Source organism: Shewanella sp. LC6 (assembly GCF_006385735.2).
In the GTDB taxonomy this organism is placed as follows: domain Bacteria; phylum Pseudomonadota; class Gammaproteobacteria; order Enterobacterales; family Shewanellaceae; genus Shewanella; species Shewanella xiamenensis.
Genome location: NZ_CP043902.1, coordinates 230810 through 256438 on the forward strand (window position 1 = coordinate 230810; position 25629 = coordinate 256438).

The 25629-nt window shown below is 47.2% G+C and carries 18 protein-coding genes, 4 tRNA genes and 3 rRNA genes; 19 read left to right on the forward strand and 6 right to left on the reverse strand.

Annotation, left to right across the window (positions count from 1 at the left end):
* Positions 1-35: 35 nt before the first annotated feature.
* The 3 genes from mnmH to FJD32_RS00995 form a co-directional block, all read right to left on the reverse strand.
* The gene (gene mnmH, locus FJD32_RS00985; protein ID WP_069453811.1) at positions 36-1190 is read right to left on the reverse strand and encodes a tRNA 2-selenouridine(34) synthase MnmH; all 1155 of its coding nucleotides are present in this window, start codon (positions 1188-1190) and stop codon (positions 36-38) included.
* On the reverse strand, positions 1190-2248 hold the full coding sequence (selD, locus tag FJD32_RS00990) for a selenide, water dikinase SelD (RefSeq protein WP_037416476.1): 1059 nt from the start codon (positions 2246-2248) through the stop codon (positions 1190-1192). Before selD ends, mnmH begins: the two co-directional genes overlap by 1 nt.
* A gap of 96 nt (positions 2249-2344) precedes the next feature.
* Entirely contained in the window at positions 2345-3451 is a 1107-nt protein-coding gene (locus FJD32_RS00995; RefSeq protein WP_037416479.1) for a fatty acid desaturase, read from the reverse strand.
* A gap of 143 nt (positions 3452-3594) precedes the next feature.
* Here FJD32_RS00995 and fabR point away from each other — a divergent pair, with 143 nt between their 5' ends.
* The gene (gene fabR / locus FJD32_RS01000) at positions 3595-4209 is read left to right on the forward strand and encodes an HTH-type transcriptional repressor FabR (protein WP_011070594.1); all 615 of its coding nucleotides are present in this window, start codon (positions 3595-3597) and stop codon (positions 4207-4209) included.
* Positions 4210-4275: 66 nt separating this feature from the next.
* Here the strand turns inward: fabR and trmA are convergent, their stop codons facing one another.
* A complete protein-coding gene (gene trmA / locus FJD32_RS01005) occupies positions 4276-5373 on the reverse strand; it encodes a tRNA (uridine(54)-C5)-methyltransferase TrmA (protein WP_088586505.1) in 1098 nt (365 codons plus the stop codon).
* A gap of 141 nt (positions 5374-5514) precedes the next feature.
* Between trmA and murI the strand changes: the two genes are divergently transcribed.
* The gene (murI, locus tag FJD32_RS01010; protein ID WP_088587006.1) at positions 5515-6330 is read left to right on the forward strand and encodes a glutamate racemase; all 816 of its coding nucleotides are present in this window, start codon (positions 5515-5517) and stop codon (positions 6328-6330) included.
* Between the two features lie 11 nt (positions 6331-6341).
* Here murI and FJD32_RS01015 read toward each other — a convergent pair whose 3' ends face one another.
* Positions 6342-6806 carry an RNA-binding protein gene (locus FJD32_RS01015; RefSeq protein ID WP_037430549.1) on the reverse strand — a complete coding sequence of 155 codons (465 nt, stop codon included), beginning with the start codon at positions 6804-6806 and terminating at the stop codon, positions 6342-6344.
* A 644-nt stretch (positions 6807-7450) separates the two neighbouring features.
* Here FJD32_RS01015 and FJD32_RS01020 point away from each other — a divergent pair.
* From FJD32_RS01020 to birA, 5 genes are all read left to right on the forward strand, one after another.
* A 16S ribosomal RNA gene (locus FJD32_RS01020) occupies positions 7451-8993 on the forward strand.
* A gap of 319 nt (positions 8994-9312) precedes the next feature.
* A 23S ribosomal RNA gene (locus tag FJD32_RS01025) occupies positions 9313-12205 on the forward strand.
* A 165-nt stretch (positions 12206-12370) separates the two neighbouring features.
* A 5S ribosomal RNA gene (gene rrf / locus FJD32_RS01030) occupies positions 12371-12486 on the forward strand.
* Together the 16S, 23S and 5S rRNA genes form the textbook arrangement of a ribosomal RNA operon.
* A gap of 321 nt (positions 12487-12807) precedes the next feature.
* Positions 12808-13833 carry a UDP-N-acetylmuramate dehydrogenase gene (gene murB / locus FJD32_RS01035; protein WP_088587007.1) on the forward strand — a complete coding sequence of 342 codons (1026 nt, stop codon included), beginning with the start codon at positions 12808-12810 and terminating at the stop codon, positions 13831-13833.
* Positions 13826-14785 (forward strand): bifunctional biotin--[acetyl-CoA-carboxylase] ligase/biotin operon repressor BirA, encoded by a 960-nt coding sequence (gene birA / locus FJD32_RS01040; protein WP_088586506.1) that lies wholly within the window; start codon positions 13826-13828, stop codon positions 14783-14785. The genes murB and birA overlap by 8 nt, the downstream gene beginning before the upstream one ends.
* A gap of 2 nt (positions 14786-14787) precedes the next feature.
* On the opposite strand, the gene coaA is transcribed toward birA, so the two are convergent.
* The gene (gene coaA / locus FJD32_RS01045; RefSeq protein ID WP_037417855.1) at positions 14788-15738 is read right to left on the reverse strand and encodes a type I pantothenate kinase; all 951 of its coding nucleotides are present in this window, start codon (positions 15736-15738) and stop codon (positions 14788-14790) included.
* A 234-nt stretch (positions 15739-15972) separates the two neighbouring features.
* Here coaA and FJD32_RS01050 point away from each other — a divergent pair.
* The 12 genes from FJD32_RS01050 to rpoB all read left to right on the forward strand — a co-directional run bounded on the left by FJD32_RS01050 (position 15973) and on the right by rpoB (position 25570).
* Positions 15973-16048 (forward strand) — tRNA-Thr (locus FJD32_RS01050).
* A gap of 7 nt (positions 16049-16055) precedes the next feature.
* Positions 16056-16140, forward strand: a tRNA-Tyr gene (locus tag FJD32_RS01055).
* A gap of 35 nt (positions 16141-16175) precedes the next feature.
* Positions 16176-16249 (forward strand) — tRNA-Gly (locus FJD32_RS01060).
* Positions 16250-16258: 9 nt separating this feature from the next.
* Positions 16259-16334 (forward strand) — tRNA-Thr (locus FJD32_RS01065).
* Between the two features lie 116 nt (positions 16335-16450).
* Complete coding sequence (tuf, locus tag FJD32_RS01070) at positions 16451-17635, forward strand: elongation factor Tu (protein WP_069453807.1); 1185 nt, start codon at positions 16451-16453, stop codon at positions 17633-17635.
* A gap of 271 nt (positions 17636-17906) precedes the next feature.
* Positions 17907-18278, forward strand: a complete 372-nt coding sequence (secE, locus tag FJD32_RS01075) for a preprotein translocase subunit SecE (protein WP_037418403.1) — start codon at positions 17907-17909, stop codon at positions 18276-18278.
* A gap of 9 nt (positions 18279-18287) precedes the next feature.
* Positions 18288-18839, forward strand: coding sequence for a transcription termination/antitermination protein NusG (gene nusG / locus FJD32_RS01080; RefSeq protein ID WP_011070606.1), 552 nt, complete (start codon positions 18288-18290; stop codon positions 18837-18839).
* 127 nt (positions 18840-18966) lie between these two features.
* On the forward strand, positions 18967-19395 hold the full coding sequence (rplK, locus tag FJD32_RS01085) for a 50S ribosomal protein L11 (RefSeq protein WP_037430687.1): 429 nt from the start codon (positions 18967-18969) through the stop codon (positions 19393-19395).
* Between the two features lie 4 nt (positions 19396-19399).
* The gene (rplA, locus tag FJD32_RS01090) at positions 19400-20101 is read left to right on the forward strand and encodes a 50S ribosomal protein L1 (protein WP_011070608.1); all 702 of its coding nucleotides are present in this window, start codon (positions 19400-19402) and stop codon (positions 20099-20101) included.
* Positions 20102-20366: 265 nt separating this feature from the next.
* On the forward strand, positions 20367-20867 hold the full coding sequence (gene rplJ, locus FJD32_RS01095; RefSeq protein WP_011070609.1) for a 50S ribosomal protein L10: 501 nt from the start codon (positions 20367-20369) through the stop codon (positions 20865-20867).
* Between the two features lie 54 nt (positions 20868-20921).
* On the forward strand, positions 20922-21290 hold the full coding sequence (gene rplL / locus FJD32_RS01100; RefSeq protein ID WP_007644333.1) for a 50S ribosomal protein L7/L12: 369 nt from the start codon (positions 20922-20924) through the stop codon (positions 21288-21290).
* A 242-nt stretch (positions 21291-21532) separates the two neighbouring features.
* Positions 21533-25570 carry a DNA-directed RNA polymerase subunit beta gene (gene rpoB / locus FJD32_RS01105; protein WP_133182683.1) on the forward strand — a complete coding sequence of 1346 codons (4038 nt, stop codon included), beginning with the start codon at positions 21533-21535 and terminating at the stop codon, positions 25568-25570.
* The last annotated feature ends 59 nt before the right edge of the window (positions 25571-25629 follow it).

A 25629-nucleotide genomic window follows, 5' to 3' on the forward strand; every position in this document is an offset into this window, starting at 1 on the left:
AAACCGTGGGCAGTTCGCACACGGTTTTCTTGTTTTTAGCGGTTTGAGTGGTGGCTATCCAACGGATTGTTATTCCGATGATAGTTATCCCGCTGATAGTTATCCAGCCACTCATGCATGGCTTGGTGACCTCCCCTAAACAGAATATTGCCGGCTTTCTTTTGCAACTGGTATTCGTACATGGGGTCGTAATATTTGTGCAGTAGCATACTTATCCAGGCCAAATGTTGTGAAGTTTGGTTTTGATTAAGTTGTTGCGATAGCGCATTTTGCATCATGTCTTGTAACTCTTGATATTGCTTACCGCCAAGACGTTTGCGAATGCTGCCAAGACTCTGTAATAGGTAGTGGCTAAAGGCTTCGAAACCTGCCTCTAAGCCGAGACGCTCGATAAATCCTCGGTGCATTTTATGAACATATTCATCGAGTAAGCGAGTGAGCCTGATGTCATCTTCTTCTTCGAGTACCACAATATCGGCTGCCTGCATGGCGCTATAAAAGCTTTGCGGCAGCGCTGAGCGGCCAATCAGAAAGCTTTCATCCTCAAGTAGTAAGCAGGAATGATTACCCTGTTGGTGGCGGAGTAGTGCAATCGCGAGCTGATTTTCAAAGTTTATTTGCGTTGGTTGTGGGTCGATGTTTTTACCAAAACTCGATCCTCTATGATTGGCTATACCCTCAAGATCCACTGCCTCTTTGCGCTGTCTTAAAAAATCCGTTTTACCGCAGCCCGTCATACCACTTAGGCTTAACAAGCGTTGTTCGCTAGGGACGGCATCAATCACACCAATTAAATATTGGCGCATGCCTTTGTAGCCACCCTGTACATAAGGTACGACTACGCCCGCTTCTTTAAGCCATTGCTGAGTTAGCTGTGAGCGTAGCCCGCCGCGAAAGCAGTAAAGGTAAGCTTCGGGGTGGGCCGATAAAAAGTTTAACCAAGCATCAATTCTTTGTTGTTTTACTGCGCCATGTACGAGTGAATGGCCTAAGGTAATCGCGGCTTGCTGTCCTTGCTCTTTGTAGCAAGTGCCGACCTTTTCCCTTTCTTTATCAACCATTAACGGCAGATTTACCGAAGAAGGAAACGCGCCGCGGTCAAACTCGATTGGCGCTCTTAAGTCGATTAATGGCTGCCCAGCGACAAAGATATCGTGGTATTGCTGAGCCTGGATAATCGTTGTTGTCATTAACACAGCACCACATTGGCGGTGGAGGTGGGCGTTTCTAACGAACCAATGCAGATAGGCTCAATTTGATGGGCATTAAGCAGTGCCACCAGTTCTGCTTCGGCCTCATTCGATACCGCCACTAACAAGCCGCCACTGGTTTGTGGGTCACACAAAATGGCTTTCTGATAATCGGTTAGAGTGGGTAAGTGCTCGCCATAACTGTCGTAGTTACGGTGGGTTCCGCCGGGAACACAACCCTGCGCAAGATAGTCGAGGGCGCGAGGTAAGAGCGGCACTGCATCGAGTGTTAATTTGGCGGTGAGTTTAGCGCCTTGGCACATTTCGAGCAGATGGCCTGCAAGGCCAAAGCCAGTGACATCTGTCAGGGCGTTTACGCCTTTGATCTTAGCGATCTTAGCGCCTACGCTATTGAGCTGGCACATGGCATTCACCGCAATGTGGCTATCTTCGTCTTTTAGCTTCTTCTGCTTTTGTGCCGTGGTAAGAATGCCAATGCCAATCGGTTTTGTGAGATACAAACGATCGCCAGTTTTAGCTGTGTCGTTTTGTTTTAAATCCGTAAGGGCGATTTGCCCTGTGACCGCAAGGCCAAAGATAGGTTCAGGTGCATCGATGCTATGACCGCCAGCCAGCATAATGCCTGCTTCCATACAGGCTTGACGACCGCCATCAACCACTTGTTGCGCGATTTCGGCAGGCAATTTGTTGATTGGCCAGCCTAAAATAGCAATCGCCATCATCGGCGTGCCGCCCATGGCGTAAATATCACTAATCGCATTGGTGGCAGCAATGCGGCCAAAGGTAAAGGGGTCATCAACAATGGGCATAAAAAAATCAGTGGTACTGATAATGCCAATCTCATCATTGAGCTTATACACGGCCGCATCATCGCGACTCTGATTGCCGACCAGCAGATTAGGATCGGTAAATACAGGCAGCTGCGAGGCAAGAATGGTGGTCAGTACTTTAGGGGAAATTTTACAGCCGCAACCGGCACCATGACTATATTCGGTGAGTTTAATGCTATCGGTTGGAGATACTGCACAATTCGACATGAGCCTAACATCCTGTAAAAAGTGAATGAGGCATCATCATAATAGGATACGGCCACCATGCAAGGCGGCCGTATGATTTTTACCGATAATTGTGGCCTAGCTATAAGTTGCAGTCAGGCTCTTCCAGCTTTTTTGCTGATTCAGGAGTCGGGTTTTTAGCTCTTCGACTTGCTGCAATAATTGCTGATCGACCAGTTGCTTACGTTTGGCCTCTAACAGTGCCTTTTGGGCTTGATAATATTCGAGTAAGTGTTGTTTCATCAACTCATACTCTTGTTGAATTTTTTCAATAATTTCATCGGCATTTGGCAAATTGAGCACTTTGCTTTTAGCATGCAGCAGTTGCATTTGTAAGCGGGCACTCTCGATTCGCTCCTGCGGACTCGTGCGTAAGTCTTTGGCTAAACCCACCCAAGATAACGCCTTAATCAACCACTTAGTCGGATCGTAATGCCACCATTTAATCCCGTTACGATAATCGTTTTCGAAGATATGGTGGAAATTATGGTAACCCTCACCGTAGGTCAGTACAGCCAGAAAACCATTATCGCGAGCCGTATTTTTATCGGTATAAGGTTGGCTACCCCAAACGTGGGCGAGGGAGTTAATGAAGAAGGTGCAGTGATGCACGACCACTAAGCGCAGAAGTCCCGCCATCAGTAACATACCCGCGATATTGCCAGTGAACCAGCCTAATAAAGCAGGCAGACCAATATTCATAAGTAGCACAAGTGCAAGATAGTGCTTGTGTTGCCACATCACGATACGGTCGTTCTGTAAATCACGCACGTTTTGGTAGTCATGGTAACGCTGGGCTTGGTATTCGCGCAGCATCCAACCGATATGGCTGTACCAGAAACCCATGTTGGCGGAGTAAGGATCTTTGTCATTGTCATCGACATGCTTATGATGCACTCGATGATCGGATGCCCAATGTAACGCGCTGTTTTGTAATGCTAATGCACCACCAAGTGCGTAGATGAAACGTATTACAGGATGTGCCTTATAGGCTTTATGTGACCAGAGTCTATGGTAACCCGCAGTGATCGACAGGCCACTGGCAAAGGCTAACACCACAAAAGCAATCCATTCGCTGGCACCGTAACCGTGGGCTAGGCCATACCAAGGAACGAGGATTACCGCACTGAGAAAGGTTAGGCTAAATAGGGTGACATTAAGCCAGATGATAGGGGGTTTATTCATTATAGTTTCCAATATCCGCATTTGAGCGTACAACTGTAAGCTAATTTAGCCCAGCAATCTTGTTTGGTCAAGGTGGATAGGGCTGTGTTTCAATCGCAAAAGCGGTATTATCGCGTCATTACATTCAGTTAGCGGATTCAAGAATGGGTATTCGTGCACAGCAAAAAGAGAAAACTCGGCGGGCTCTAGTCGATGCGGCGTTTAACCAGCTCAGTGCTGAGCGGAGCTTCTCTAGCTTAAGTTTGCGAGAAGTGGCGAGGGAAGCCAACATTGCGCCCACATCCTTTTATCGTCATTTTAAGGATATGAATGAACTCGGGTTGACTATGGTCGACGAGGGCGGGCTTACCCTAAGGCAAATGATGCGCAAGGGGCGTCAACGTGCTGAAGCGGGTGGTAGCGTGATCCGTATATCAGTGGATACCTTTATGGAAGTTCTTGATTCTAATCCAAACGTTTTCAGAATTTTACTGCATGAGCGTTCAGGTACCTCGGCGGCATTCCGCGCTGCGGTGGCTCGCGAGATTGAACATTTTATTTCTGAATTGGCCCATTACACCGAAGCGACGGCGGGCCGTACACCTATGCTAGCCAGAGCGCAGGCAGAAGCGCTAGTGACCTTAGTGTTTAACGCCGGAGCGTCGGCACTGGATATGAAGCGCGCCGATCGTAAAGTGCTTGCCGATCAATTAGTAATGCAGCTGCGCATGGTCGCCAAGGGCGCTGAAGCATTACAACATAAAGTAGAACATCGTTAGTTGGGTACGGTTTGACTAAAAACAAAGGAGCCACAGGCTCCTTTGTTTTTAGGTATATAGAGTCGCCTAACGACGTTCTAACAGCACACCTGTTTCCATATGGTCGGTGTAAGGGAACTGATCGAATAGCGCAAAACGTGTCACCTTGTGAGTCTGATTTAATTGCTGCAAATTGTCTTTTAAGGTGTCGGGATTGCACGAGATATACAAAATCCGCTCATAACCTTGCACTAAGTCCAACGTAGCTGGGTCAATACCTGCTCGTGGTGGGTCAACAAAAATGGTGTTGCACACATAGCTATCCAGATCGATGCCTTCTAAGCGCCTGAAGCTGCGTTTTTTGGCCATCGCATCGCTAAACTCTTCCGCCGACATGCGGATAATTTGCAGATTATCGATATTGTTGACTTCGATATTGTATTGGGCTGCATCCACCGAAGGTTTAGCTAACTCGGTCGCGAGCACGCGATTAAAGTTTTGTGCCAGCGCGATAGAGAAGTTGCCATTACCACAGTAAAGCTCCAGCAAATCGCCTTGGCTGTGTTGAGTCACGTCGATAGCCCATTCCAGCATCTTGATTGCCACCTTGGCATTTGGCTGGGTAAAGCTGTTTTCGATTTGTTTGTAATGGAAAACTTTGTCATTCACTTGCAGTGACTCAACCACAAAGTCTTTATCTAAATCGATTTTCTGTTTGCGCGCACGGCCAATGATATTGACCTTAAATTGGCTGCTCAATCTAGCTTTGAGCGCGGTGGCTTCGCTGCGCCATTGGTCATCAAGCTGTCTGTGATACAGCAGTGATACTAGAATCTCACCACTGAGCGTTGATAAAAAATCAACCTGGAAGAGTTTGTGGCGTAGGCTGTGGTTAGGTTTTAACTCGGCGATCAGTGCCGCCATCATTTGATTGATTAACGCACTCGCAGGTAAGTATTGATCACAACGTACTTTGTCGTTCAATACTTTATCAAACATGTAATAGTATAAATCGTCGCCCTCATGCCATACGCGAAACTCGGCGCGCATACGGTAGTTGGCAGGCTCAGAGGCAAACACTTCAACACTCGGCGTCTCAAATTGGGCAAAGGTCTGCTCTAGCTTGATACGCTTTGCAGTCAGTTGCGCATCATAGGTCGTGGGATCCATTGCTGCTAAATTCATTGTTGATTCACCGTGGCTGTAAATTGGGGCGCAAATTTTATACTAGGTGACACGAATGTCCAGCATCTTGGTTTTGCGGTTTGAGCAAAGCTGTGGGAAAATCCGCCCGCGCATGGGGCGAAGAATTAACTGGAGATGGGCTTGTCGCAACCAATATTAGTATTCGATTCTGGCATCGGCGGTCTATCCGTATTAGCAGAAATTCGCAAACTGCTTCCTCACCATGATTACTGCTATTTATTCGATAATGCCAGATTGCCCTATGGCGAATTGGAGGAGCATGAACTTGTCTCAGGCTGTGTCGCGCTAATCGACCAAGTCGTCGAGCGTACCCATGCTGCCATTGTTATCGTTGCTTGCAATACCGCGAGTACGGTTGTGCTGCCCGCGCTGCGTGCCACTTTATCTATTCCTGTGGTGGGCGTTGTCCCCGCCATTAAACCCGCGGCGCAGTTATCTAAAAGTAAGCGTATCGGTTTACTAGCCACCCCAGGTACGGTAAAGCGCCACTATACTCACGAACTCATTAGCCAATTTGCCGATGACTGCCATGTAGAGCTGTTCGGATGTTCGGAATTAGTACTGATGGCCGAGCAGAAGATTGCCACTGGTCAGCTGGATATGGTGCGATTAACGCAGATATTGTCGCCGATTGTCGAGGCGGAGTTAGATGTATTGGTACTTGGATGTACTCATTTCCCAATGATGCGTGATGAATTGCAGCAGGTATTGGGTCAAGGTGTGACTCTGCTTGATTCAGGTGAAGCAATAGCTAAACGAGTCAAAACACTGTTAGCTACTAAGAGCGAACAGCAAGGTCTAAAAGACGCGCATCAAGATTCGGTTATGCAGGCGTTTTATACTAAAGCGGAAATCAGTGAGGGATTGATGACTATGTTAGTCGATTGTGGCTTTTCGGCCCTAGAGCGAATCACCACAATCAACCAGAACGGATAAGCTAACGCAGATTATTCATCAGTACCTGTACGGTCGGCAGCTTCCGAATCTTGAGTCTTAGCTTCTCTAACCTTTAAGGTTCTTTCTTGGAAGTTAAAGTCATTTAGCTTAACCATTGCTTTTTGAGCACCTGCTTCGGACATTTCAACAAAACCGAAGCCTTTACGGCGACCTGTTTTACGATCTCGAACTAAACGGACTGAATTGACTGGGCCGAATTCACCAAACAAGACTTTCACTTCTCCCTCATGCACACGATAAGGCAAGTTGCCTACATAGAGTGTCATTGTCGGGCCGACATATTGTTCATCAGCAGCTTGAGTGGTACCTAAATCAGGGACAAATTTAAAGATAAGCGTAGTAATAATCACGCCAGCAACAAAGGCGATGTAAGCGGGTAATGTTGTTGCAAATTGAGATAGCGCAATTGCGCCAAGAATGGCAATAACCAAAACAATAAGAAATGACTTTTGCATATAAATGCTCTCTGAATGAAATAGAAAATGATAAATAACTGTTAACAGCAAGTCATATGGTAATGAATTATTTACTTTTACACTAGACTGCTGCCGAAAAATTGAGCGCGAATTATCATTTATCAGATAAAAACTTACATCAAAATTGAATAACCAAGCCAAAATAGATAAAAAATAAACATAATGCTTAAAATGTCGGCGTACAGTCTTTGGGGGCTAAAAAAGCGCTTGCACAAAAAGTTCCGCTGCCTATAATGCGCATCCACTGACACGGCAGACAGCGATACGTAGTTGCAAGTGCCAGTTCATCGAGTGATTCAATCCTTGATGAGCGAAAAGAAAGTTTAAAAAACTACTTGACGCAAAAACGGGAATGCGTAAAATACGCAGCCCTGACCCAGTGAGCGGTAACGCAAGCGATGAGGTCAAATGCTCTTTAACAATCTAAACAAGAAATCTGTGTGGACACTCACAGGTGTTGAGTTAATCGAAATTACTCTGCCGTTTGGCGAGTAATCAAAGAATTAAATCAATGAATGAGTGTTCATAGCAATATGTACAAAGTTTTGGTTTCGCTTTTTTAAAAGCGGAAACAAACGACAGAATTCATTGAGTCGTTTAACGCGAGTTAAACAAAAAACTTTTAATTGAAGAGTTTGATCATGGCTCAGATTGAACGCTGGCGGCAGGCCTAACACATGCAAGTCGAGCGGCAGCACAAGGGAGTTTACTCCTGAGGTGGCGAGCGGCGGACGGGTGAGTAATGCCTAGGGATCTGCCCAGTCGAGGGGGATAACAGTTGGAAACGACTGCTAATACCGCATACGCCCTACGGGGGAAAGAGGGGGACCTTCGGGCCTCTCGCGATTGGATGAACCTAGGTGGGATTAGCTAGTTGGTGAGGTAATGGCTCACCAAGGCGACGATCCCTAGCTGTTCTGAGAGGATGATCAGCCACACTGGGACTGAGACACGGCCCAGACTCCTACGGGAGGCAGCAGTGGGGAATATTGCACAATGGGGGAAACCCTGATGCAGCCATGCCGCGTGTGTGAAGAAGGCCTTCGGGTTGTAAAGCACTTTCAGTAGGGAGGAAAGGGTGAGTCTTAATACGGCTCATCTGTGACGTTACCTACAGAAGAAGGACCGGCTAACTCCGTGCCAGCAGCCGCGGTAATACGGAGGGTCCGAGCGTTAATCGGAATTACTGGGCGTAAAGCGTGCGCAGGCGGTTTGTTAAGCGAGATGTGAAAGCCCTGGGCTCAACCTAGGAATAGCATTTCGAACTGGCGAACTAGAGTCTTGTAGAGGGGGGTAGAATTCCAGGTGTAGCGGTGAAATGCGTAGAGATCTGGAGGAATACCGGTGGCGAAGGCGGCCCCCTGGACAAAGACTGACGCTCATGCACGAAAGCGTGGGGAGCAAACAGGATTAGATACCCTGGTAGTCCACGCCGTAAACGATGTCTACTCGGAGTTTGGTGTCTTGAACACTGGGCTCTCAAGCTAACGCATTAAGTAGACCGCCTGGGGAGTACGGCCGCAAGGTTAAAACTCAAATGAATTGACGGGGGCCCGCACAAGCGGTGGAGCATGTGGTTTAATTCGATGCAACGCGAAGAACCTTACCTACTCTTGACATCCACAGAAGACTGCAGAGATGCGGTTGTGCCTTCGGGAACTGTGAGACAGGTGCTGCATGGCTGTCGTCAGCTCGTGTTGTGAAATGTTGGGTTAAGTCCCGCAACGAGCGCAACCCCTATCCTTATTTGCCAGCACGTAATGGTGGGAACTCTAGGGAGACTGCCGGTGATAAACCGGAGGAAGGTGGGGACGACGTCAAGTCATCATGGCCCTTACGAGTAGGGCTACACACGTGCTACAATGGCGAGTACAGAGGGTTGCAAAGCCGCGAGGTGGAGCTAATCTCACAAAGCTCGTCGTAGTCCGGATTGGAGTCTGCAACTCGACTCCATGAAGTCGGAATCGCTAGTAATCGTGGATCAGAATGCCACGGTGAATACGTTCCCGGGCCTTGTACACACCGCCCGTCACACCATGGGAGTGGGCTGCAAAAGAAGTGGGTAGCTTAACCTTCGGGGGGGCGCTCACCACTTTGTGGTTCATGACTGGGGTGAAGTCGTAACAAGGTAGCCCTAGGGGAACCTGGGGCTGGATCACCTCCTTACCTATACGACTAACTCGATGTTTGCTGAGTGTTCACACAGATGGCTTGTTGAACTTCCTGTAAGGGAAGGGAGAGCGACATGCACCGCGAGCCGGTAAGCATTGTTCTTTAACAATTTGGAAAGCTGATAGTAATTAACACAATGATGTCTGTCGTTGTGTTAATACGAAAAAAATTGAGTTCTTAAAACACTTGTTAAGTGTCTTGAATATTCAAGTCTAAGGCGAGTCCATCTTCTTGGTCGAAGATGAGACAAGTAAAACCAGCTGGTCGCAACGACTCAAGTGGCTCACGCAAGTGAAACTCATTTGGGTTGTATGGTTAAGCGACTAAGCGTATACGGTGGATGCCTTGGCAGTCAGAGGCGATGAAGGACGTAGTAACTTGCGAAAAGCGTTGGCGAGCTAGTAACAAGCATTTGAGCTAACGATGTCCGAATGGGGGAACCCGGCCGCATAAGCGGTCATCATGTGGTGAATACATAGCTACATGAGGCAAACGAGGGGAACTGAAACATCTAAGTACCCTTAGGAAAAGAAATCAACCGAGATTCCCCTAGTAGCGGCGAGCGAACGGGGATTAGCCCTTAAGTCAGAGGGGTGTTAGTGGAATGGTCTGGAAAGTCCAGCGGCACAGGGTGATAGCCCCGTACACGAAAACTAACCTTTGATGAAAACGAGTAAGGCGGGACACGTGATATCCTGTTTGAATATGGGGGGACCATCCTCCAAGGCTAAATACTCCTGACTGACCGATAGTGAACCAGTACCGTGAGGGAAAGGCGAAAAGAACCCCTGTGAGGGGAGTGAAATAGAACCTGAAACCGTATACGTACAAGCAGTGGGAGCGGTTCTTGAGACCGTGACTGCGTACCTTTTGTATAATGGGTCAGCGACTTACGTTTTGTAGCGAGGTTAAGCGAATAGCGGAGCCGTAGGGAAACCGAGTGTTAACTGCGCGTTTAGTTGCAAGGCGTAGACCCGAAACCCGGTGATCTAGCCATGGGCAGGTTGAAGGTTGAGTAACATCAACTGGAGGACCGAACCGACTAATGTTGAAAAATTAGCGGATGACTTGTGGCTGGGGGTGAAAGGCCAATCAAACCGGGAGATATCTGGTTCTCCTCGAAAGCTATTTAGGTAGCGCCTCGAGCGAATACCATTGGGGGTAGAGCACTGTTAAGGCTAGGGGGTCATCCCGACTTACCAACCCTTTGCAAACTCCGAATACCAATGAGTACTACTCGGGAGACAGACGGCGGGTGCTAACGTCCGTCGTCAAAAGGGAAACAACCCAGACCGTCAGCTAAGGTCCCAAAGTGTATGTTAAGTGGGAAACGATGTGGGAAGGCTTAGACAGCTAGGATGTTGGCTTAGAAGCAGCCATCATTTAAAGAAAGCGTAATAGCTCACTAGTCGAGTCGGCCTGCGCGGAAGATGTAACGGGGCTAAACATACCACCGAAGCTACGGGTGCAATTCATTAGAGTTGCGCGGTAGAGGAGCGTTCTGTAAGCCGTTGAAGGTGAAGGGGTAACCCACACTGGAGGTATCAGAAGTGCGAATGCTGACATGAGTAACGATAAAGGGGGTGAAAAACCCCCTCGCCGAAAGACCAAGGGTTCCTGTCCAACGTTAATCGGGGCAGGGTGAGTCGACCCCTAAGGTGAGGCCGAAAGGCGTAATCGATGGGAAACAGATTAATATTTCTGTACTTCCGCTAACTGCGATGGAGAGACGGAGAAGGCTAGGCTAGCGCGGCGTTGGTAGTCCGCGTTTAAGGTGGTAGGTGGGTGACTTAGGCAAATCCGGGTCACTATACACTGAGAGCTGATGACGAGTCCCCAAGGGGATGAAGTAGTTGATGCCATGCTTCCAGGAAAATCTTCTAAGCTTCAGGTTAGCGGGAATCGTACCCCAAACCGACACAGGTGGTCGGGTAGAGAATACCAAGGCGCTTGAGAGAACTCGGCTGAAGGAACTAGGCAAAATGGTACCGTAACTTCGGGAGAAGGTACGCTCTTGTTGGTGATGAGACTTGCTCTCTAAGCTGACGGGAGTCGCAGATACCAGGTGGCTGCAACTGTTTATCAAAAACACAGCACTGTGCAAACTCGCAAGAGGAAGTATACGGTGTGACGCCTGCCCGGTGCCGGAAGGTTAATTGATTGGGTTATCGCAAGAGAAGCTCATGATCGAAGCCCCGGTAAACGGCGGCCGTAACTATAACGGTCCTAAGGTAGCGAAATTCCTTGTCGGGTAAGTTCCGACCTGCACGAATGGCGTAATGATGGCCACGCTGTCTCCAGCCGAGACTCAGTGAAGTTGAAATTGCGGTGAAGATGCCGTATACCCGCGGCTAGACGGAAAGACCCCGTGAACCTTTACTATAGCTTGGCACTGAACATTGACCCTACATGTGTAGGATAGGTGGGAGACTATGAAGTTGGAACGCTAGTTCTGATGGAGTCGTCCTTGAAATACCACCCTTGTAGTGTTGATGTTCTAACTTGGCCCCATTATCTGGGGTAAGGACAGTGCCTGGTGGGTAGTTTGACTGGGGCGGTCTCCTCCCAAAGAGTAACGGAGGAGCACGAAGGTTGGCTAAGTACGGTCGGACATCGTACGGTTAGTGCAATGGCATAAGCCAGCTTAACTGCGAGACAGACACGTCGAGCAGGTACGAAAGTAGGTCATAGTGATCCGGTGGTTCTGAATGGAAGGGCCATCGCTCAACGGATAAAAGGTACTCCGGGGATAACAGGCTGATACCGCCCAAGAGTTCATATCGACGGCGGTGTTTGGCACCTCGATGTCGGCTCATCACATCCTGGGGCTGAAGTCGGTCCCAAGGGTATGGCTGTTCGCCATTTAAAGTGGTACGCGAGCTGGGTTCAGAACGTCGTGAGACAGTTCGGTCCCTATCTGCCGTGGGCGTTGGATGATTGAGGGGAGTTGCTCCTAGTACGAGAGGACCGGAGTGAACGAACCGCTGGTGTTCGGGTTGTCATGCCAATGGCATTGCCCGGTAGCTATGTTCGGAATCGATAACCGCTGAAAGCATCTAAGCGGGAAGCGAGCCCCAAGATGAGTCATCCCTTGGACTATAAGTCCACTAAAGAGCCGTTCGAGACTAGGACGTTGATAGGTCAGGTGTGTAAGCGTTGTGAGGCGTTGAGCTAACTGATACTAATGACTCGAGAGGCTTAACCATACAACCCAGATGGGTTTTGCTAAGTAGCACTTAGACGAATAGAAACACTTAAGAAGTGGTACTCAATACAGCTTTCCGAATTATTAAATAAGATAAGAGCAGATTTTAGTTCCTAGAATCTAGCAGCACGGAGTGCGCTCTCGAGTCTTGTTTAAACCAAATTTGCTTGGTGACAATAGCATTGTGGTCCCACCTGATCCCATCCCGAACTCAGAAGTGAAACGCAATCGCGCCGATGGTAGTGTGGGGTCTCCCCATGTGAGAGTAGGTCATCGCCAAGCGCCTAATTAAACAATGAAGCCAGCTGAATAAGCTGGCTTTTTTGTTTTTGATGTTTTATTCACAGCTTCCTCAACTTGTTTTTGCTCATCTTTAACTCTTGCTCAACAGCTCAACAGCTCAACAGCTCAACAGCTCAACAGCTCAACAGCTCAACAGCTCAACAGCTCAACAGCTCAACAGCTCAACAGCTCAACAGCTCAACAGCTCAACAGCTCAAAAGCTTGAGTCATGACGTATCTGTTTTATCGATCAATCTCAGTTTGCTGCAATTCTAGGGTGAAGCGTTTACAATGTCGCTTTTATCGCGGCAGAACATCATCATGTCTTTTCCATACTCGCTAAAACCGTTTAATACTTTTGGCGTAGAGCAATCCTGTTCATCATTGATTGAAGTCCATTCCAAGATGGAACTGCAAACGACTTGCTTATCTTTATATCAATCAAAGCAACCAATGCTTGTGCTTGGTGGTGGCAGCAATATCGTATTTACCGATGATTTTAATGGCACTGTAGTGCGAGTATTGTCTAAAGGTATTTCCTGCTCCGAAGATGACTCTCACTTTTATCTTGATGTTGAGGCGGGTGAAAACTGGCATGAATTGGTCCTATTTAGCTTAGATCAGAATATGCCTGGACTTGAGAATTTAGCCCTGATCCCGGGCACAGTTGGCGCAGCTCCGATTCAAAATATCGGTGCTTATGGTGTTGAGTTTTGTGATGTTTGTGATTGGGTTGAATATCTTGATGTCGAGTCTGGCGACTTACTAAGGCTTACGGTCGATGAATGTGAGTTTTCATATCGCGAGTCGATATTTAAAGGCAGCTTACGCGACAAAGCTGTGATTACCGCTGTTGGTTTGCGCCTCCCTAAAGCTTGGCAACCAAAATTGGCCTATGGCCCGTTGCAATCATTTAACGCTGAGACGGTGACCCCAAGGGAGATTTTTGACCGTGTCTGTGAGGTGAGGAGTGAGAAGCTGCCGAATCCTGAGGTGCTAGGTAACGCTGGGAGTTTTTTTAAGAATCCAATCGTAAGCGCGGCGACTTATATGCAGCTTGCTGCGCGTTTCCCGAGTATCGTCGGTTATGCTCAACCCAATGGTGAGGTTAAACTGGCTGCGGGGTGGCTAATTGAGCATGCAGGTCTTAAGGGGTTTGTTCTTGGGAATGCGGGAGTGCATGCGAAGCAAGCTTTAGTATTAGTCAATTTAGGTCATGCGACTGGCCAAGATATTTGTCGATTAGCATTGCATGTGATTGCGCGAGTGAATGAGGTTTTTGGTGTTAAGCTCGAAGCCGAGCCAAGAATTATGGGATTAACTGGGGAGACGAGTCTCGATGTCTGATAACTGGGTGAGAAAACGCGAAATACTGGGATTACTGTCGAGCGAACATTTTGTCTCAGGTGAAGAATTGGCTACGCAACTGGGTATTTCTCGTGCGGCGGTGAGCAAGCATGTCGATGCTTTGGAAGACTATGGCGTGGCGATCTACAGTGTCAAAGGCCGCGGTTACAAGTTAGCTAATCCTATCTCCCTTATCGACTCGGCTCGTTTAATTCAGTCGATCGATAATCGATGCTTTTACTTTGATGAAATCCCGAGCACTAACGGCTTTATGTTAAGCCATACCAGTGAGCTGAAGAGTGGCGATGTGTGTGTGGCTGAGTACCAGTCAGCGGGACGAGGACGTAGAGGACGAACTTGGGTGTCTCCCTATGGACATCATTTGTATTTCTCGCAGTTTTGGTCATTCCCCCAAGGGATTGCACAGGCCATGGGCTTAAGCCTAGTGGTGGCTTGTAGTTTAGTTGAGGTACTGAAATCCTTTGGTGTTGATAATATCGGCGTGAAATGGCCAAACGATATTTATCTTAATTATAAAAAGCTTGCTGGGATTTTAATTGAAATGTCCGGGCAGGCGGATAGCGAGTGCCAATTAATCATTGGTATTGGTGTTAACATGGCTATGTCGGAAGACCAAGGTAAGGGAATTGACCAGCCTTGGAGCGACTTGTCTAGCTTGACGGATATGCCAAATAAAACGGACCTCGTGATTGCACTACACAAACAGTTGAAGAGAGACATACAGTTGTTTGAGCGTGAAGGGCTGGCAGCCTTTAAAACGCGCTGGAAACAGGCGGATCTATTCCATGGTAAAGAAATTCGTTTACTGATGGGTGAGAATCACGTTGACGGCATCTGTCGAGGGATCGATGAACAAGGTGCAGTATTGTTAGAAACCGCCGATGGCATACAAGCCTATATCGGCGGAGAAATCAGTTTAAGAGCAAGATAAGATTATTTACGCAGTAAAACGTGTGACATCAAATGATCCTGTCCTTTTTGTAGGATCAGATGCGCTCGTTCCCTTGTGGGCTGAATATTGAGCTGCAAATTGGGACCGTTGATTGTGTCCCATATTTTCGCCGCTATAGTATAGGCTTCATCATCCGTCAGGCTAGCATAGTGATGGAAATAGGACTTTTCATCACTAAATGCCCCTTTGCGAAATTGCAAAAAGCGCTCTTGATACCATTGCTTCAATAAATGCTCTTCGGCATCGACATAAATCGAAAAATCGACAAAGTCGGAGACAAAGGGCCTACGTATATCGACTGGCGAATCTAAACCAGTTTGTAAAACATTCAGTCCTTCGAGGATCAAAATATCGGGCTGCGAAACGGTTTGATGCTGGCCGCGAATACGATCGTAAGTCACGTGGGAATAGATAGGCGCATTTACATGGGCTTGCCCGGATTTTACCGCCGAAATAAATTCGACCAACATCTTCATATCGTAACTTTCAGGAAAGCCTTTGCGTTGCAATAGCCCTTTACGCTTCAAATCTGCCAGAGGATATAGAAAACCATCGGTCGTAACTAAATCGACTTTAGGATGCTCGGGCCACTGGCTTAGTAACGCCTGTAAAATACGCGCAGTGGTACTTTTACCCACGGCAACACTACCGGCAATGCTGATGATATAAGGGCTGCTTGAGGGCTTTTGCCCGAGAAACTCATCAAGGACTAAACCACGTTGTTGTTTGGCTTTTACAATTAAGTTAAGCAACCTGCTCAGAGGCAAATAAATATCAGTGACTTCGGAGAGCGAAACCTTTTCATTGATACCCCGAAGATTCTCCAAGTCTTGTTCACTCAGCGTCATTGGCACTGCGTCCCTCAAAACAGACCACTGTGCGCGCTCAAAGGCAAGATAGAGTGCTTTTTGAATTGGATTTTTTGACGTCATTGGCTTTCCTCGGCTTAGGAATCGCACAGTACACCATGACTTAAGTATCGACAATATAAAATCAATTCATGAAGCTCGGTTTCTAGCTCTTCTAGCCTTATTTACTGGATAAATGCTTGCCAACATCAGTTTGAGGGTAAAAAAGCATCATTTGATTGCTTTTTTTAAACAAATCGTCGATTTTCGCTTGCACTTGGGCACACATTTACCTAATATCCCGTTCCGAAATGATTTGCCGGCATAGCTCAGTTGGTAGAGCAACTGACTTGTAATCAGTAGGTCCCGAGTTCGACTCTTGGTGCCGGCACCATTTTACTGGAGGGGTTCCCGAGTGGCCAAAGGGATCAGACTGTAAATCTGACGGCTCCGCCTTCGAAGGTTCGAATCCTTCTCCCTCCACCATTTTCTAGGTAGTTAGGTAGCCTTAGTTAGGTTGCGCGGGCATCGTATAATGGTATTACTCCAGCCTTCCAAGCTGATAACGCGGGTTCGATTCCCGCTGCCCGCTCCAAATTTAGTTGCTGATATGGCTCAGTTGGTAGAGCACACCCTTGGTAAGGGTGAGGTCGGCAGTTCGAATCTGCCTATCAGCACCAGCCTTTCTGAATTAAGCTCCTATACCTAAATTAATCGGTTCGATGTCATTTATATGCATCGGATTTTTTCTATATGTATGTTTTCATCACCAAGACTCTTGGATTGAGGCAATACCATGGCTAAAGCTAAATTTGAACGTTCTAAGCCCCATGTTAACGTGGGCACCATCGGTCACGTTGACCATGGTAAAACCACTCTGACTGCAGCTATCTCTCACGTACTGGCTAAGACCTACGGTGGTGAAGCTAAAGACTTCTCTCAAATCGATAACGCTCCAGAAGAGCGTGAGCGCGGTATTACCATCAATACCTCTCACATCGAATATGACACCCCAACTCGCCACTACGCACACGTAGACTGCCCAGGCCACGCTGACTATGTTAAAAACATGATCACTGGTGCTGCACAGATGGACGGCGCGATCCTGGTAGTTGCTTCTACAGACGGTCCAATGCCACAAACTCGCGAGCACATCCTGCTGTCTCGTCAGGTTGGCGTACCATTCATCATCGTATTCATGAACAAATGTGACATGGTTGATGATGCTGAGCTGTTAGAATTAGTGGAAATGGAAGTACGTGAACTGTTATCAGAATACGACTTCCCAGGTGATGACTTACCAGTAATCCAAGGTTCAGCTCTGAAAGCGCTAGAAGGCGAGCCAGAGTGGGAAGCGAAGATCCTTGAGCTGGCAGCAGCTTTAGACTCTTACATTCCAGAGCCAGAGCGTGATATCGATAAGCCATTCCTGATGCCAATCGAAGACGTATTCTCTATTTCTGGTCGTGGTACAGTAGTAACAGGCCGTGTAGAGCGTGGTATCGTTAAAGTGGGCGACGAAGTAGAAATCGTTGGTATCCGCACGACTTCTAAAACAACTTGTACTGGCGTAGAAATGTTCCGTAAGCTGCTTGACGAAGGTCGTGCAGGTGAGAACTGTGGTATTTTATTACGTGGTACTAAGCGTGATGACGTAGAACGTGGTCAAGTATTATCTAAGCCAGGTTCAATCAACCCACACACTACTTTTGAATCAGAAGTTTACGTTCTGTCAAAAGAAGAAGGTGGTCGTCACACTCCATTCTTCAAAGGCTACCGTCCACAGTTCTACTTCCGTACAACTGACGTAACCGGTACTATTGAACTGCCAGAAGGCGTAGAGATGGTAATGCCTGGTGACAACATCAAGATGGTTGTTACGCTGATTTGCCCAATCGCGATGGACGAAGGTTTACGCTTCGCAATTCGTGAAGGTGGCCGTACAGTAGGCGCTGGTGTTGTAGCTAAGATCATTGCGTAATAGCAATTGTGATTAGAAAAAAGGAAGCTTAAGCTTCCTTTTTTGTTTAAGTCGATTATTTAGTGGGTTTTGTGGGTTGCAACTGTTGTGCATCCTTGCTAACAAAGTCGAATCAGAATACAATCTATGGCCGATTTTTGACCCTGAGCTTATGCAACATGCGTTTCTAAGGGTATTCGGGATTCAGAGTATCTAAAGCGTATTGTAACTGGGTCGTATGTCCCTAATTATTGTGCTCAAGCTCAGGCCGTATTGAGTAACGGAATAACCGATGACAACAAATACTGAAAACCAGACTAACTCTCTGGATATCGTGAAGTGGGGTTTAGCGATCCTATTGCTGGCCGCTGCTGTTATTGGCAATCAAATGTATAGCGAGGCGAGTGCCGTGATCCGCGCACTGGCTGTTATCGTTGCATTCGCTATTGCTGGTTTTATTGCCCTGCAAACCGAAAAGGGTAAAAAAGCTTTAGCATTCGCGCGTGAGTCGCAAATTGAAGTGCGTAAGGTCGTATGGCCAACACGTCAAGAAGCGCTTAACACCACTTTTATTGTCCTTGCTGCAACAGGTATCTTAGCTCTCATTTTATGGGGTTTAGATGCAGTGTTAATGCGAATTGTCAATTTTATCACTGGCGTATAGGCACCTCGAATGACTGAAGCTAAAGAAGCTAAAAAAAGATGGTATGTAGTGCAGGCATTCTCTGGCTATGAAGGCCGAGTTTGTAAGTCACTGATTGAATACATTAAAATGCACGGCATGGAACAATACTTCGGTGAAGTCTTAGTTCCGACTGAAGAAGTCATTGAAATGCGTGCAGGCCAGCGTCGTAAGAGCGAGCGTAAGTTTTTCCCTGGTTATGTTTTGGTCCAGATGGAAATGAACGATGATAGCTGGCATTTAGTCAAAAGCATCCCGCGTGTTTTAGGCTTTATTGGCGGAACATCTGATCGTCCTGCTCCAATTTCAGATAGAGAAGCGGATGCTATTCTGCGTCGCTTACAAGAAACCACAGCTTCGCCAACTCACCGCGTTATTTTTGAGCCAGGCGAAGTGGTGCGTGTATGTGATGGTCCATTTGCTGACTTTAACGGTACCGTTGAAGAAGTGGATTATGACAAGAGCCGCGTAAAAGTGTCGGTAATGATCTTCGGTCGTTCTACACCAGTTGAGCTCGATTTTAGTCAGGTCGAAAAAGGCTGATTAAATTAAATACAAAATCCGTTTGGCAACGGGTGCGGATTTCTATATAATCCGCACCCGTTGTTTTCGGGGGAGCATGTTGGCATGTCGCTGATATGCGTTTGAACCCAAACTGAGGAAATGTCAGATGGCAAAAAAGATTGATGCTTATATTAAGCTACAAGTGAAATCAGGTTCTGCGAACCCTTCACCACCAGTTGGTCCAGCTCTGGGTCAGAAAGGTGTGAACATCATGGAATTCTGTAAAGCGTTCAACGCTCGTACAGAAAAAATGGAAAAAGGCATGCCTATTCCAGTCGTGATCACTGTATACAGTGACCGTTCATTCACTTTCGAAACTAAGACACCACCAGCTTCTTACTTACTGAAGACTGCTGCAGGCCTGAAATCAGGTTCTCCACGTCCAAACACTCAGAAAGTAGGTACTATCGCTCGTGCTAAGATTCAGGAAATTGCTGAAATGAAAGCCGCCGATATGACTGGTGCTGATATTGAAGCGATGACTCGCTCAATCGAAGGTACTGCGCGTTCAATGGGTTTGGTTGTAGAGGGTTAATATAATGGCAAAACTAACTAAACGCATGCGCGTAATCCGCGAGAAAGTTGACGGTACTAAATTATACGAAATCAACGACGCTGTTGCTCTGTTAAAAGAATTAGCAACTGCTAAGTTCGTTGAAAGTGTTGACGTTGCTGTTAACCTGGGTATCGACCCACGTAAATCTGACCAAAACGTTCGTGGTGCAACTGTGTTGCCACACGGTACTGGTCGTGACGTTCGCGTTGCAGTATTTACACAAGGTGCGAATGCTGAAGCTGCTAAAGCTGCTGGTGCAGAACTTGTTGGTATGGATGATCTGGCTGAGAAAATCAAAGCCGGTGAAATGAACTTCGACGTAGTTATCGCATCTCCAGACGCAATGCGCGTTGTTGGTATGTTAGGTCAAATCTTAGGCCCACGTGGCTTAATGCCTAACCCAAAAACTGGCACAGTAACGCCTAACGTTGCTGAAGCAGTTAAGAACGCTAAAGCAGGTCAAGTTCGTTACCGCAACGACAAGAACGGTATTATCCACACTACTATCGGTAAAGTGGATTTCACACCAGTTCAATTGAAAGAAAACTTGGAAGCGTTAATCTCTGCACTGAAAAAGGCTAAGCCTGCAGTTGCAAAAGGTGTATACGTGAAAAAAGTAAGCATCTCCACCACTATGGGTGCAGGTGTTGCTGTTGACCAAGCTTCTCTCGAAACAGCTAACTAATTTTACAAGGTGAGTGCATTAGTCTATAATGCGCGCACTTTGTGGGTTGAAGCCTGTTTTTGATGCTTTAAGCATCATTAATTAGGCTTCCGTCCAAGACCGCAGGTGTTTACTTTAACGGTTTACTTAATTTCCTGCGTAGACGGTGTCAGGCCCCAGCTAAATTTTTTTACTGGATAATCTGCACCGTAAGTCACTAAATACATAAGTATTTAGTATGGTAAATACTAGGGAATACCCTAGGTAGAATCCAGGAGTAAAGCCAATGGCATTAAGACTCGAAGACAAAAAAGCGATTGTTGCTGAAGTCAACGAAGCTGCCAAAGGTGCGCTATCTGCAGTTGCCGCTGATTCTCGCGGTGTAACTGTAGGTGCTATGACCGGTCTGCGTAAAAAAGCTCGCGAAGCTGGTGTTTATGTACGTGTAGTACGTAACACTCTGGCTCGTCGTGCTGTTGAAGGTACTGCATTTGAGTGCCTAGCAGAAACGTTCACTGGCCCAACTTTGATTGCTTTCTCTAACGAGCACCCAGGTGCTGCAGCTCGTCTGTTAAAAGACTTTGCTAAAGAGCAAGCTAATTTCGAAGTTAAAGGCGCAGCCTTTGAAGGGAATTTCATCCCTGCAGCTGACATTGATCGTTTGGCGAAACTGCCAACATACGAAGAAGCACTAGCACAGTTAATGATGACTATGAAAGAAGCATCTGCTGGCAAGTTCGTTCGTACACTGGCCGCCCTGCGCGATCAAAAACAAGAAGCCGCTTAATTTCAAGCTGGCTGCTTAATAGAATTGAATTCAGAACAATAGGAAACATTTGTTATGTCTATCACTAAAGACCAAATCTTAGAAGCCTTTGCAGCTATGTCTGTAATGGAAGTTGTTGAACTGATCGAAGCAATGGAAGAGAAGTTTGGCGTTTCTGCCGCTGCTGCTGTTGTTTCTGGTGGTGGCGAAGCTGCTGCTGCTGTTGAAGAGCAAACAGAATTCAACGTAATTCTGACTGCACACGGCGACAACAAAGTTGCAGTTATTAAAGCCATCCGTGGCGCAACTGGTTTAGGCCTGAAAGAAGCTAAAGCAATGTCTGAAGCTGCTCCAGTAGCAGTTAAAGAAGGCGTTTCTAAAGAAGAAGCTGAAGCTCTGAAGAAAGAACTAGTTGAAGCTGGTGCTTCAGTAGAAATCAAGTAAGCTATTATTTAGCTTGCTCACCCAAGCCACTTGGGTGGAGGCTGGCGGTTTTTTAACCGTCGGCCTTTTTTGCGCTATATGCGCCGGCGATTTTTTTTCACCGTTTGTCGCCAGATTTTGCAGTCCCTAGCAGAGATTACTGGTTAGGTTCTTGCCATCAACGGTGATGGGCAAACGTGCTGAATGTAATAACTCAGGTTATTGATTCAGTCTTGGTCACATCTCGTAAGCAGAGGAAACCCATGGTTTACTCCTATTCTGAAAAGAAGCGTATTCGCAAAGACTTTGGTAAGCGTCCACAGGTGTTGGATATTCCTTACCTTTTGTCTATTCAGTTAGACTCTTTTAAGAAGTTCACCGATCAAGATCCTACCGGTGAGCGCGGTCTTGAAGCCGCCTTCCGTAGCGTTTTTCCCATCAAGAGCTTTTCTGGTAATTCAGAACTGCAATACGTCAGCTATAAGCTTGGCGAGCCTGTTTTTGATGTGAAAGAGTGTCAGATCCGTGGTGTTACATATTCAGCTCCACTGCGCGTTAAATTACGCATGGTGTTGTATGACCGTGAAGCAGCGGCCGGCACTGTAAAAGATATTAAAGAACAAGAAGTCTACATGGGTGATATCCCATTGATGACTGACAACGGTACCTTTGTTATCAACGGTACTGAGCGTGTAATCGTTTCTCAATTACACCGCAGCCCAGGCGTATTCTTCGATCACGACCGTGGTAAAACCCACTCATCAGGTAAGGTGCTATATAACGCACGTATCATTCCTTACCGTGGTTCATGGTTAGACTTTGAATTCGATCCTAAAGATGCACTATTCGTACGTATCGACCGTCGCCGTAAATTACCAGCGACCATCATTCTGCGTGCATTAGAGTACTCTACTCAAGAGATCCTTGACCTGTTCTTCGAACGCGTTGAGTTCAAGATCAAGAAAGATACTCTGGTTATGACCTTAGTCCCTGAGCGTCTGCGTGGCGAAACCGCCAGCTACGACATCAAGGATGCAGAAGGCACTGTATTGGTTGAAGCGGGCCGTCGCGTGACTGCACGTCATATTCGCCAACTCGAAAAAACCAACACCACTGAACTCGAAGTACCAGTTGAGTACATCGTGGGCAAATATGCTGCTCAAGATTACATCGATCCGGACACGGGCGAAGTATTAGTTTCTGCTAACAGTGAAATCAGCTTAGAAGACTTAGCGAAGTTATCACTGGCAGGCATCAAAGAGTTGAGCACGTTATACATTAACGAGCTGGACCACGGTGCTTACATCTCTGACACTCTGCGTATCGATCCAACCACTAACCGCTTAGAAGCGTTAGTTGAGATCTACCGCATGATGCGTCCTGGTGAGCCACCAACCAAAGATGCAGCAGAAGCCCTGTTCCAAAACTTATTCTTCAGCGAAGAACGTTATGACCTGTCTAAAGTAGGTCGTATGAAGTTCAACCGTCGTCTCAGCATTCCTGATGACGAAGGTAGCGGCGTACTGTCTAAAGAAGACATCGTTGCAGTAATGAAGAACATAATCCACATCCGTAACGGCTTTGACGAAGTGGACGATATCGACCACTTAGGTAACCGTCGTATTCGTTCTGTGGGTGAAATGGCTGAAAACCAATTCCGTGTTGGTCTGGTCCGTGTTGAGCGCGCCGTGCGTGAACGTCTGTCATTAGGCGATCTGAACGAGCTGATGCCACAAGACTTAATCAACGCTAAGCCAATTTCTGCTGCAGTGAAAGAGTTCTTCGGTTCTTCTCAGCTCTCACAATTCATGGACCAAAACAACCCGCTGTCAGAAGTAACGCATAAGCGTCGTATTTCTGCTCTAGGCCCAGGTGGTTTGACCCGTGAGCGTGCAGGCTTCGAAGTTCGCGACGTACACCCAACGCACTACGGTCGTTTATGTCCAATTGAGACCCCTGAAGGTCCAAACATTGGTCTGATCAACTCATTAGCAAGCTTTGCCCGTACTAACTCATACGGCTTCTTAGAAACACCATACCGCAAAGTGGTAGACGGTGTGATCACTGACGAAGTGGAATACTTGTCAGCGATTGAAGAAGGTCGTTACGTGATTGCACAGGCGAACATCGAAGTTGACTCACAAGGTCGCATGGTTGAAGAACAGATCGCATGTCGTCACAAAGGTGAATCTACCTTTATGCGCGCGTCTGACATTCAATACATGGACGTATCGCCACAACAGATCATCTCTGTTGCTGCGTCACTGATCCCGTTCTTAGAACACGACGACGCGAACCGTGCATTGATGGGTGCGAACATGCAACGTCAAGCGGTACCAACGCTGAAATCAGAGAAGCCTCTGGTCGGTACAGGTATTGAGCGCACGCTAGCTGTGGATTCAGGCGTAGTTGTTGCTGCCAAACGTGGCGGTGTGATCGATTATGTTGATGCGAGCCGTATCGTTGTTAAAGTAAATGAAGACGAGCTGCGCCCAGGCGAAGCAGGTATCGACATTTACAACCTGACTAAGTACACCCGTTCTAACCAAAACACTTGTATCAACCAACGTCCATGTTGTTCTGTTGGTGAGCCAGTGGTTCGTGGTGACGTGTTAGCAGACGGTCCGTCTACTGACTTAGGTGACTTAGCCCTTGGCCAGAACATGCGTATCGCGTTCATGCCTTGGAACGGTTACAACTTCGAAGACTCGATCTTAATTTCTGAGCGTGTTGCACAGGAAGACCGTTTCACCACTATCCACATTCAAGAGCTGTCCTGTATCGCTCGTGATACTAAGCTGGGTAGCGAAGAAATCACTGCTGACATTCCAAACGTAGGTGAATCTGCTCTGTCGAAACTCGACGAGTCAGGTATCGTTTACATCGGTGCAGAAGTGAAGGGTGGTGACATTCTGGTAGGTAAAGTGACGCCAAAAGGCGAGACTCAACTGACGCCAGAAGAGAAGTTACTGCGCGCCATCTTCGGTGAGAAAGCGTCTGATGTGAAAGACAGCTCACTGCGTGTACCTAACTCTGTTAAAGGTACCATCATCGACGTTCAGGTATTTACCCGTGACGGCGTTGAGAAAGACAAACGCGCCATTGAAATCGAAGAAATGCACATTGCCCAAGCTCGTAAAGACTTAGGCGAAGAGTTCAAGATCCTTGAAGAAGGCGTATTGAGCCGTGCGCGCAACTTATTATTAAGTGCCGGTTTCACTGAAGCACAAATCGCAGCATTGCCACGTAAAGATGTATTGGTTCAAGTTATTGACGATGAAGCCAAACAAACTGAGCTTGAGCAATTAGCTGAACAGCATGAAGAGCTGAAAGCAGACTTCGATAAGAAGTTTGAAATTAAACGTCGCAAGATCACCCAAGGTGATGACTTGGCACCAGGCGTACTGAAGATCGTTAAGGTTTACTTAGCGGTTAAACGTACTATCCAACCAGGTGACAAGATGGCGGGTCGTCACGGTAACAAGGGTGTTATCTCTAAGATTAACCCAATTGAAGACATGCCGTACGACGAGCAAGGCAACCCTGTGGACATCGTATTGAACCCGTTAGGCGTTCCATCACGTATGAACATCGGTCAGGTTCTTGAAGTTCACTTAGGTGCTGCTGCTAAAGGTATTGGTAACAAGATTGCTGCCATGCTGGAAGATCAGCGCGAGAAGGGACTTGCAGAAGTTCGTAACTACATCAAGCAAGTGTACGAATTAGGTGACGAAGTGCAGCAGCGCGTTGACATCGATTCATTCACTGACGATGAGTTACTGCGCTTAGCGAACAACCTGAAAGGCGGTATCCCAGTTGCTACGCCAGCCTTCGACGGTGCTAAAGAGAAAGAGATCAAGCAGATGCTTGAGCTTGCAGGCTTGCCAACCTCTGGTCAGCTGAAATTATTTGATGGTCGTACCGGTAACGAATTTGAGCGTCCAGTAACTGTTGGTTACATGTACATGCTCAAACTGAACCACTTAGTTGACGATAAGATGCACGCCCGTTCTACCGGTTCGTACAGCTTAGTGACTCAACAACCACTGGGCGGTAAAGCTCAGTTCGGTGGTCAGCGTTTCGGGGAGATGGAAGTGTGGGCACTCGAAGCATACGGTGCCGCTTATACGCTTCAAGAAATGCTCACCGTGAAATCGGATGACGTTAACGGTCGTACTCAGATGTATAAGAACATCGTCGACGGTAACCATCAGATGCAGCCTGGCATGCCAGAGTCCTTCAACGTATTACTGAAGGAGATCCGTTCACTCGGTATCAATATCGAGTTGGATCAGGAATAAGCGCAGGTATTTAGCCGCGTTTGGCAACAGAATGGTGCTCCGTGCGAGCGGAGCACCCG

Coding starts and splice junctions, on each gene's coding strand:
- rplL (WP_007644333.1), top strand. CDS start 20,922: ATGTCTATCACTAAAGACCAAATCTTAGAAGCCTTTGCAGCTATGTCT.
- rplA (WP_011070608.1), top strand. CDS start 19,400: ATGGCAAAACTAACTAAACGCATGCGCGTAATCCGCGAGAAAGTTGAC.
- tuf (WP_069453807.1), top strand. CDS start 16,451: ATGGCTAAAGCTAAATTTGAACGTTCTAAGCCCCATGTTAACGTGGGC.
- fabR (WP_011070594.1), top strand. CDS start 3,595: ATGGGTATTCGTGCACAGCAAAAAGAGAAAACTCGGCGGGCTCTAGTC.
- rplJ (WP_011070609.1), top strand. CDS start 20,367: ATGGCATTAAGACTCGAAGACAAAAAAGCGATTGTTGCTGAAGTCAAC.
- coaA (WP_037417855.1), bottom strand. CDS start 15,738: ATGACGTCAAAAAATCCAATTCAAAAAGCACTCTATCTTGCCTTTGAG.
- rpoB (WP_133182683.1), top strand. CDS start 21,533: ATGGTTTACTCCTATTCTGAAAAGAAGCGTATTCGCAAAGACTTTGGT.
- selD (WP_037416476.1), bottom strand. CDS start 2,248: ATGTCGAATTGTGCAGTATCTCCAACCGATAGCATTAAACTCACCGAA.
- mnmH (WP_069453811.1), bottom strand. CDS start 1,190: ATGACAACAACGATTATCCAGGCTCAGCAATACCACGATATCTTTGTC.
- FJD32_RS00995 (WP_037416479.1), bottom strand. CDS start 3,451: ATGAATAAACCCCCTATCATCTGGCTTAATGTCACCCTATTTAGCCTA.
- trmA (WP_088586505.1), bottom strand. CDS start 5,373: ATGAATTTAGCAGCAATGGATCCCACGACCTATGATGCGCAACTGACT.
- rplK (WP_037430687.1), top strand. CDS start 18,967: ATGGCAAAAAAGATTGATGCTTATATTAAGCTACAAGTGAAATCAGGT.
- secE (WP_037418403.1), top strand. CDS start 17,907: ATGACAACAAATACTGAAAACCAGACTAACTCTCTGGATATCGTGAAG.
- murB (WP_088587007.1), top strand. CDS start 12,808: ATGTCTTTTCCATACTCGCTAAAACCGTTTAATACTTTTGGCGTAGAG.
- birA (WP_088586506.1), top strand. CDS start 13,826: ATGTCTGATAACTGGGTGAGAAAACGCGAAATACTGGGATTACTGTCG.
- FJD32_RS01015 (WP_037430549.1), bottom strand. CDS start 6,806: ATGCAAAAGTCATTTCTTATTGTTTTGGTTATTGCCATTCTTGGCGCA.
- nusG (WP_011070606.1), top strand. CDS start 18,288: ATGACTGAAGCTAAAGAAGCTAAAAAAAGATGGTATGTAGTGCAGGCA.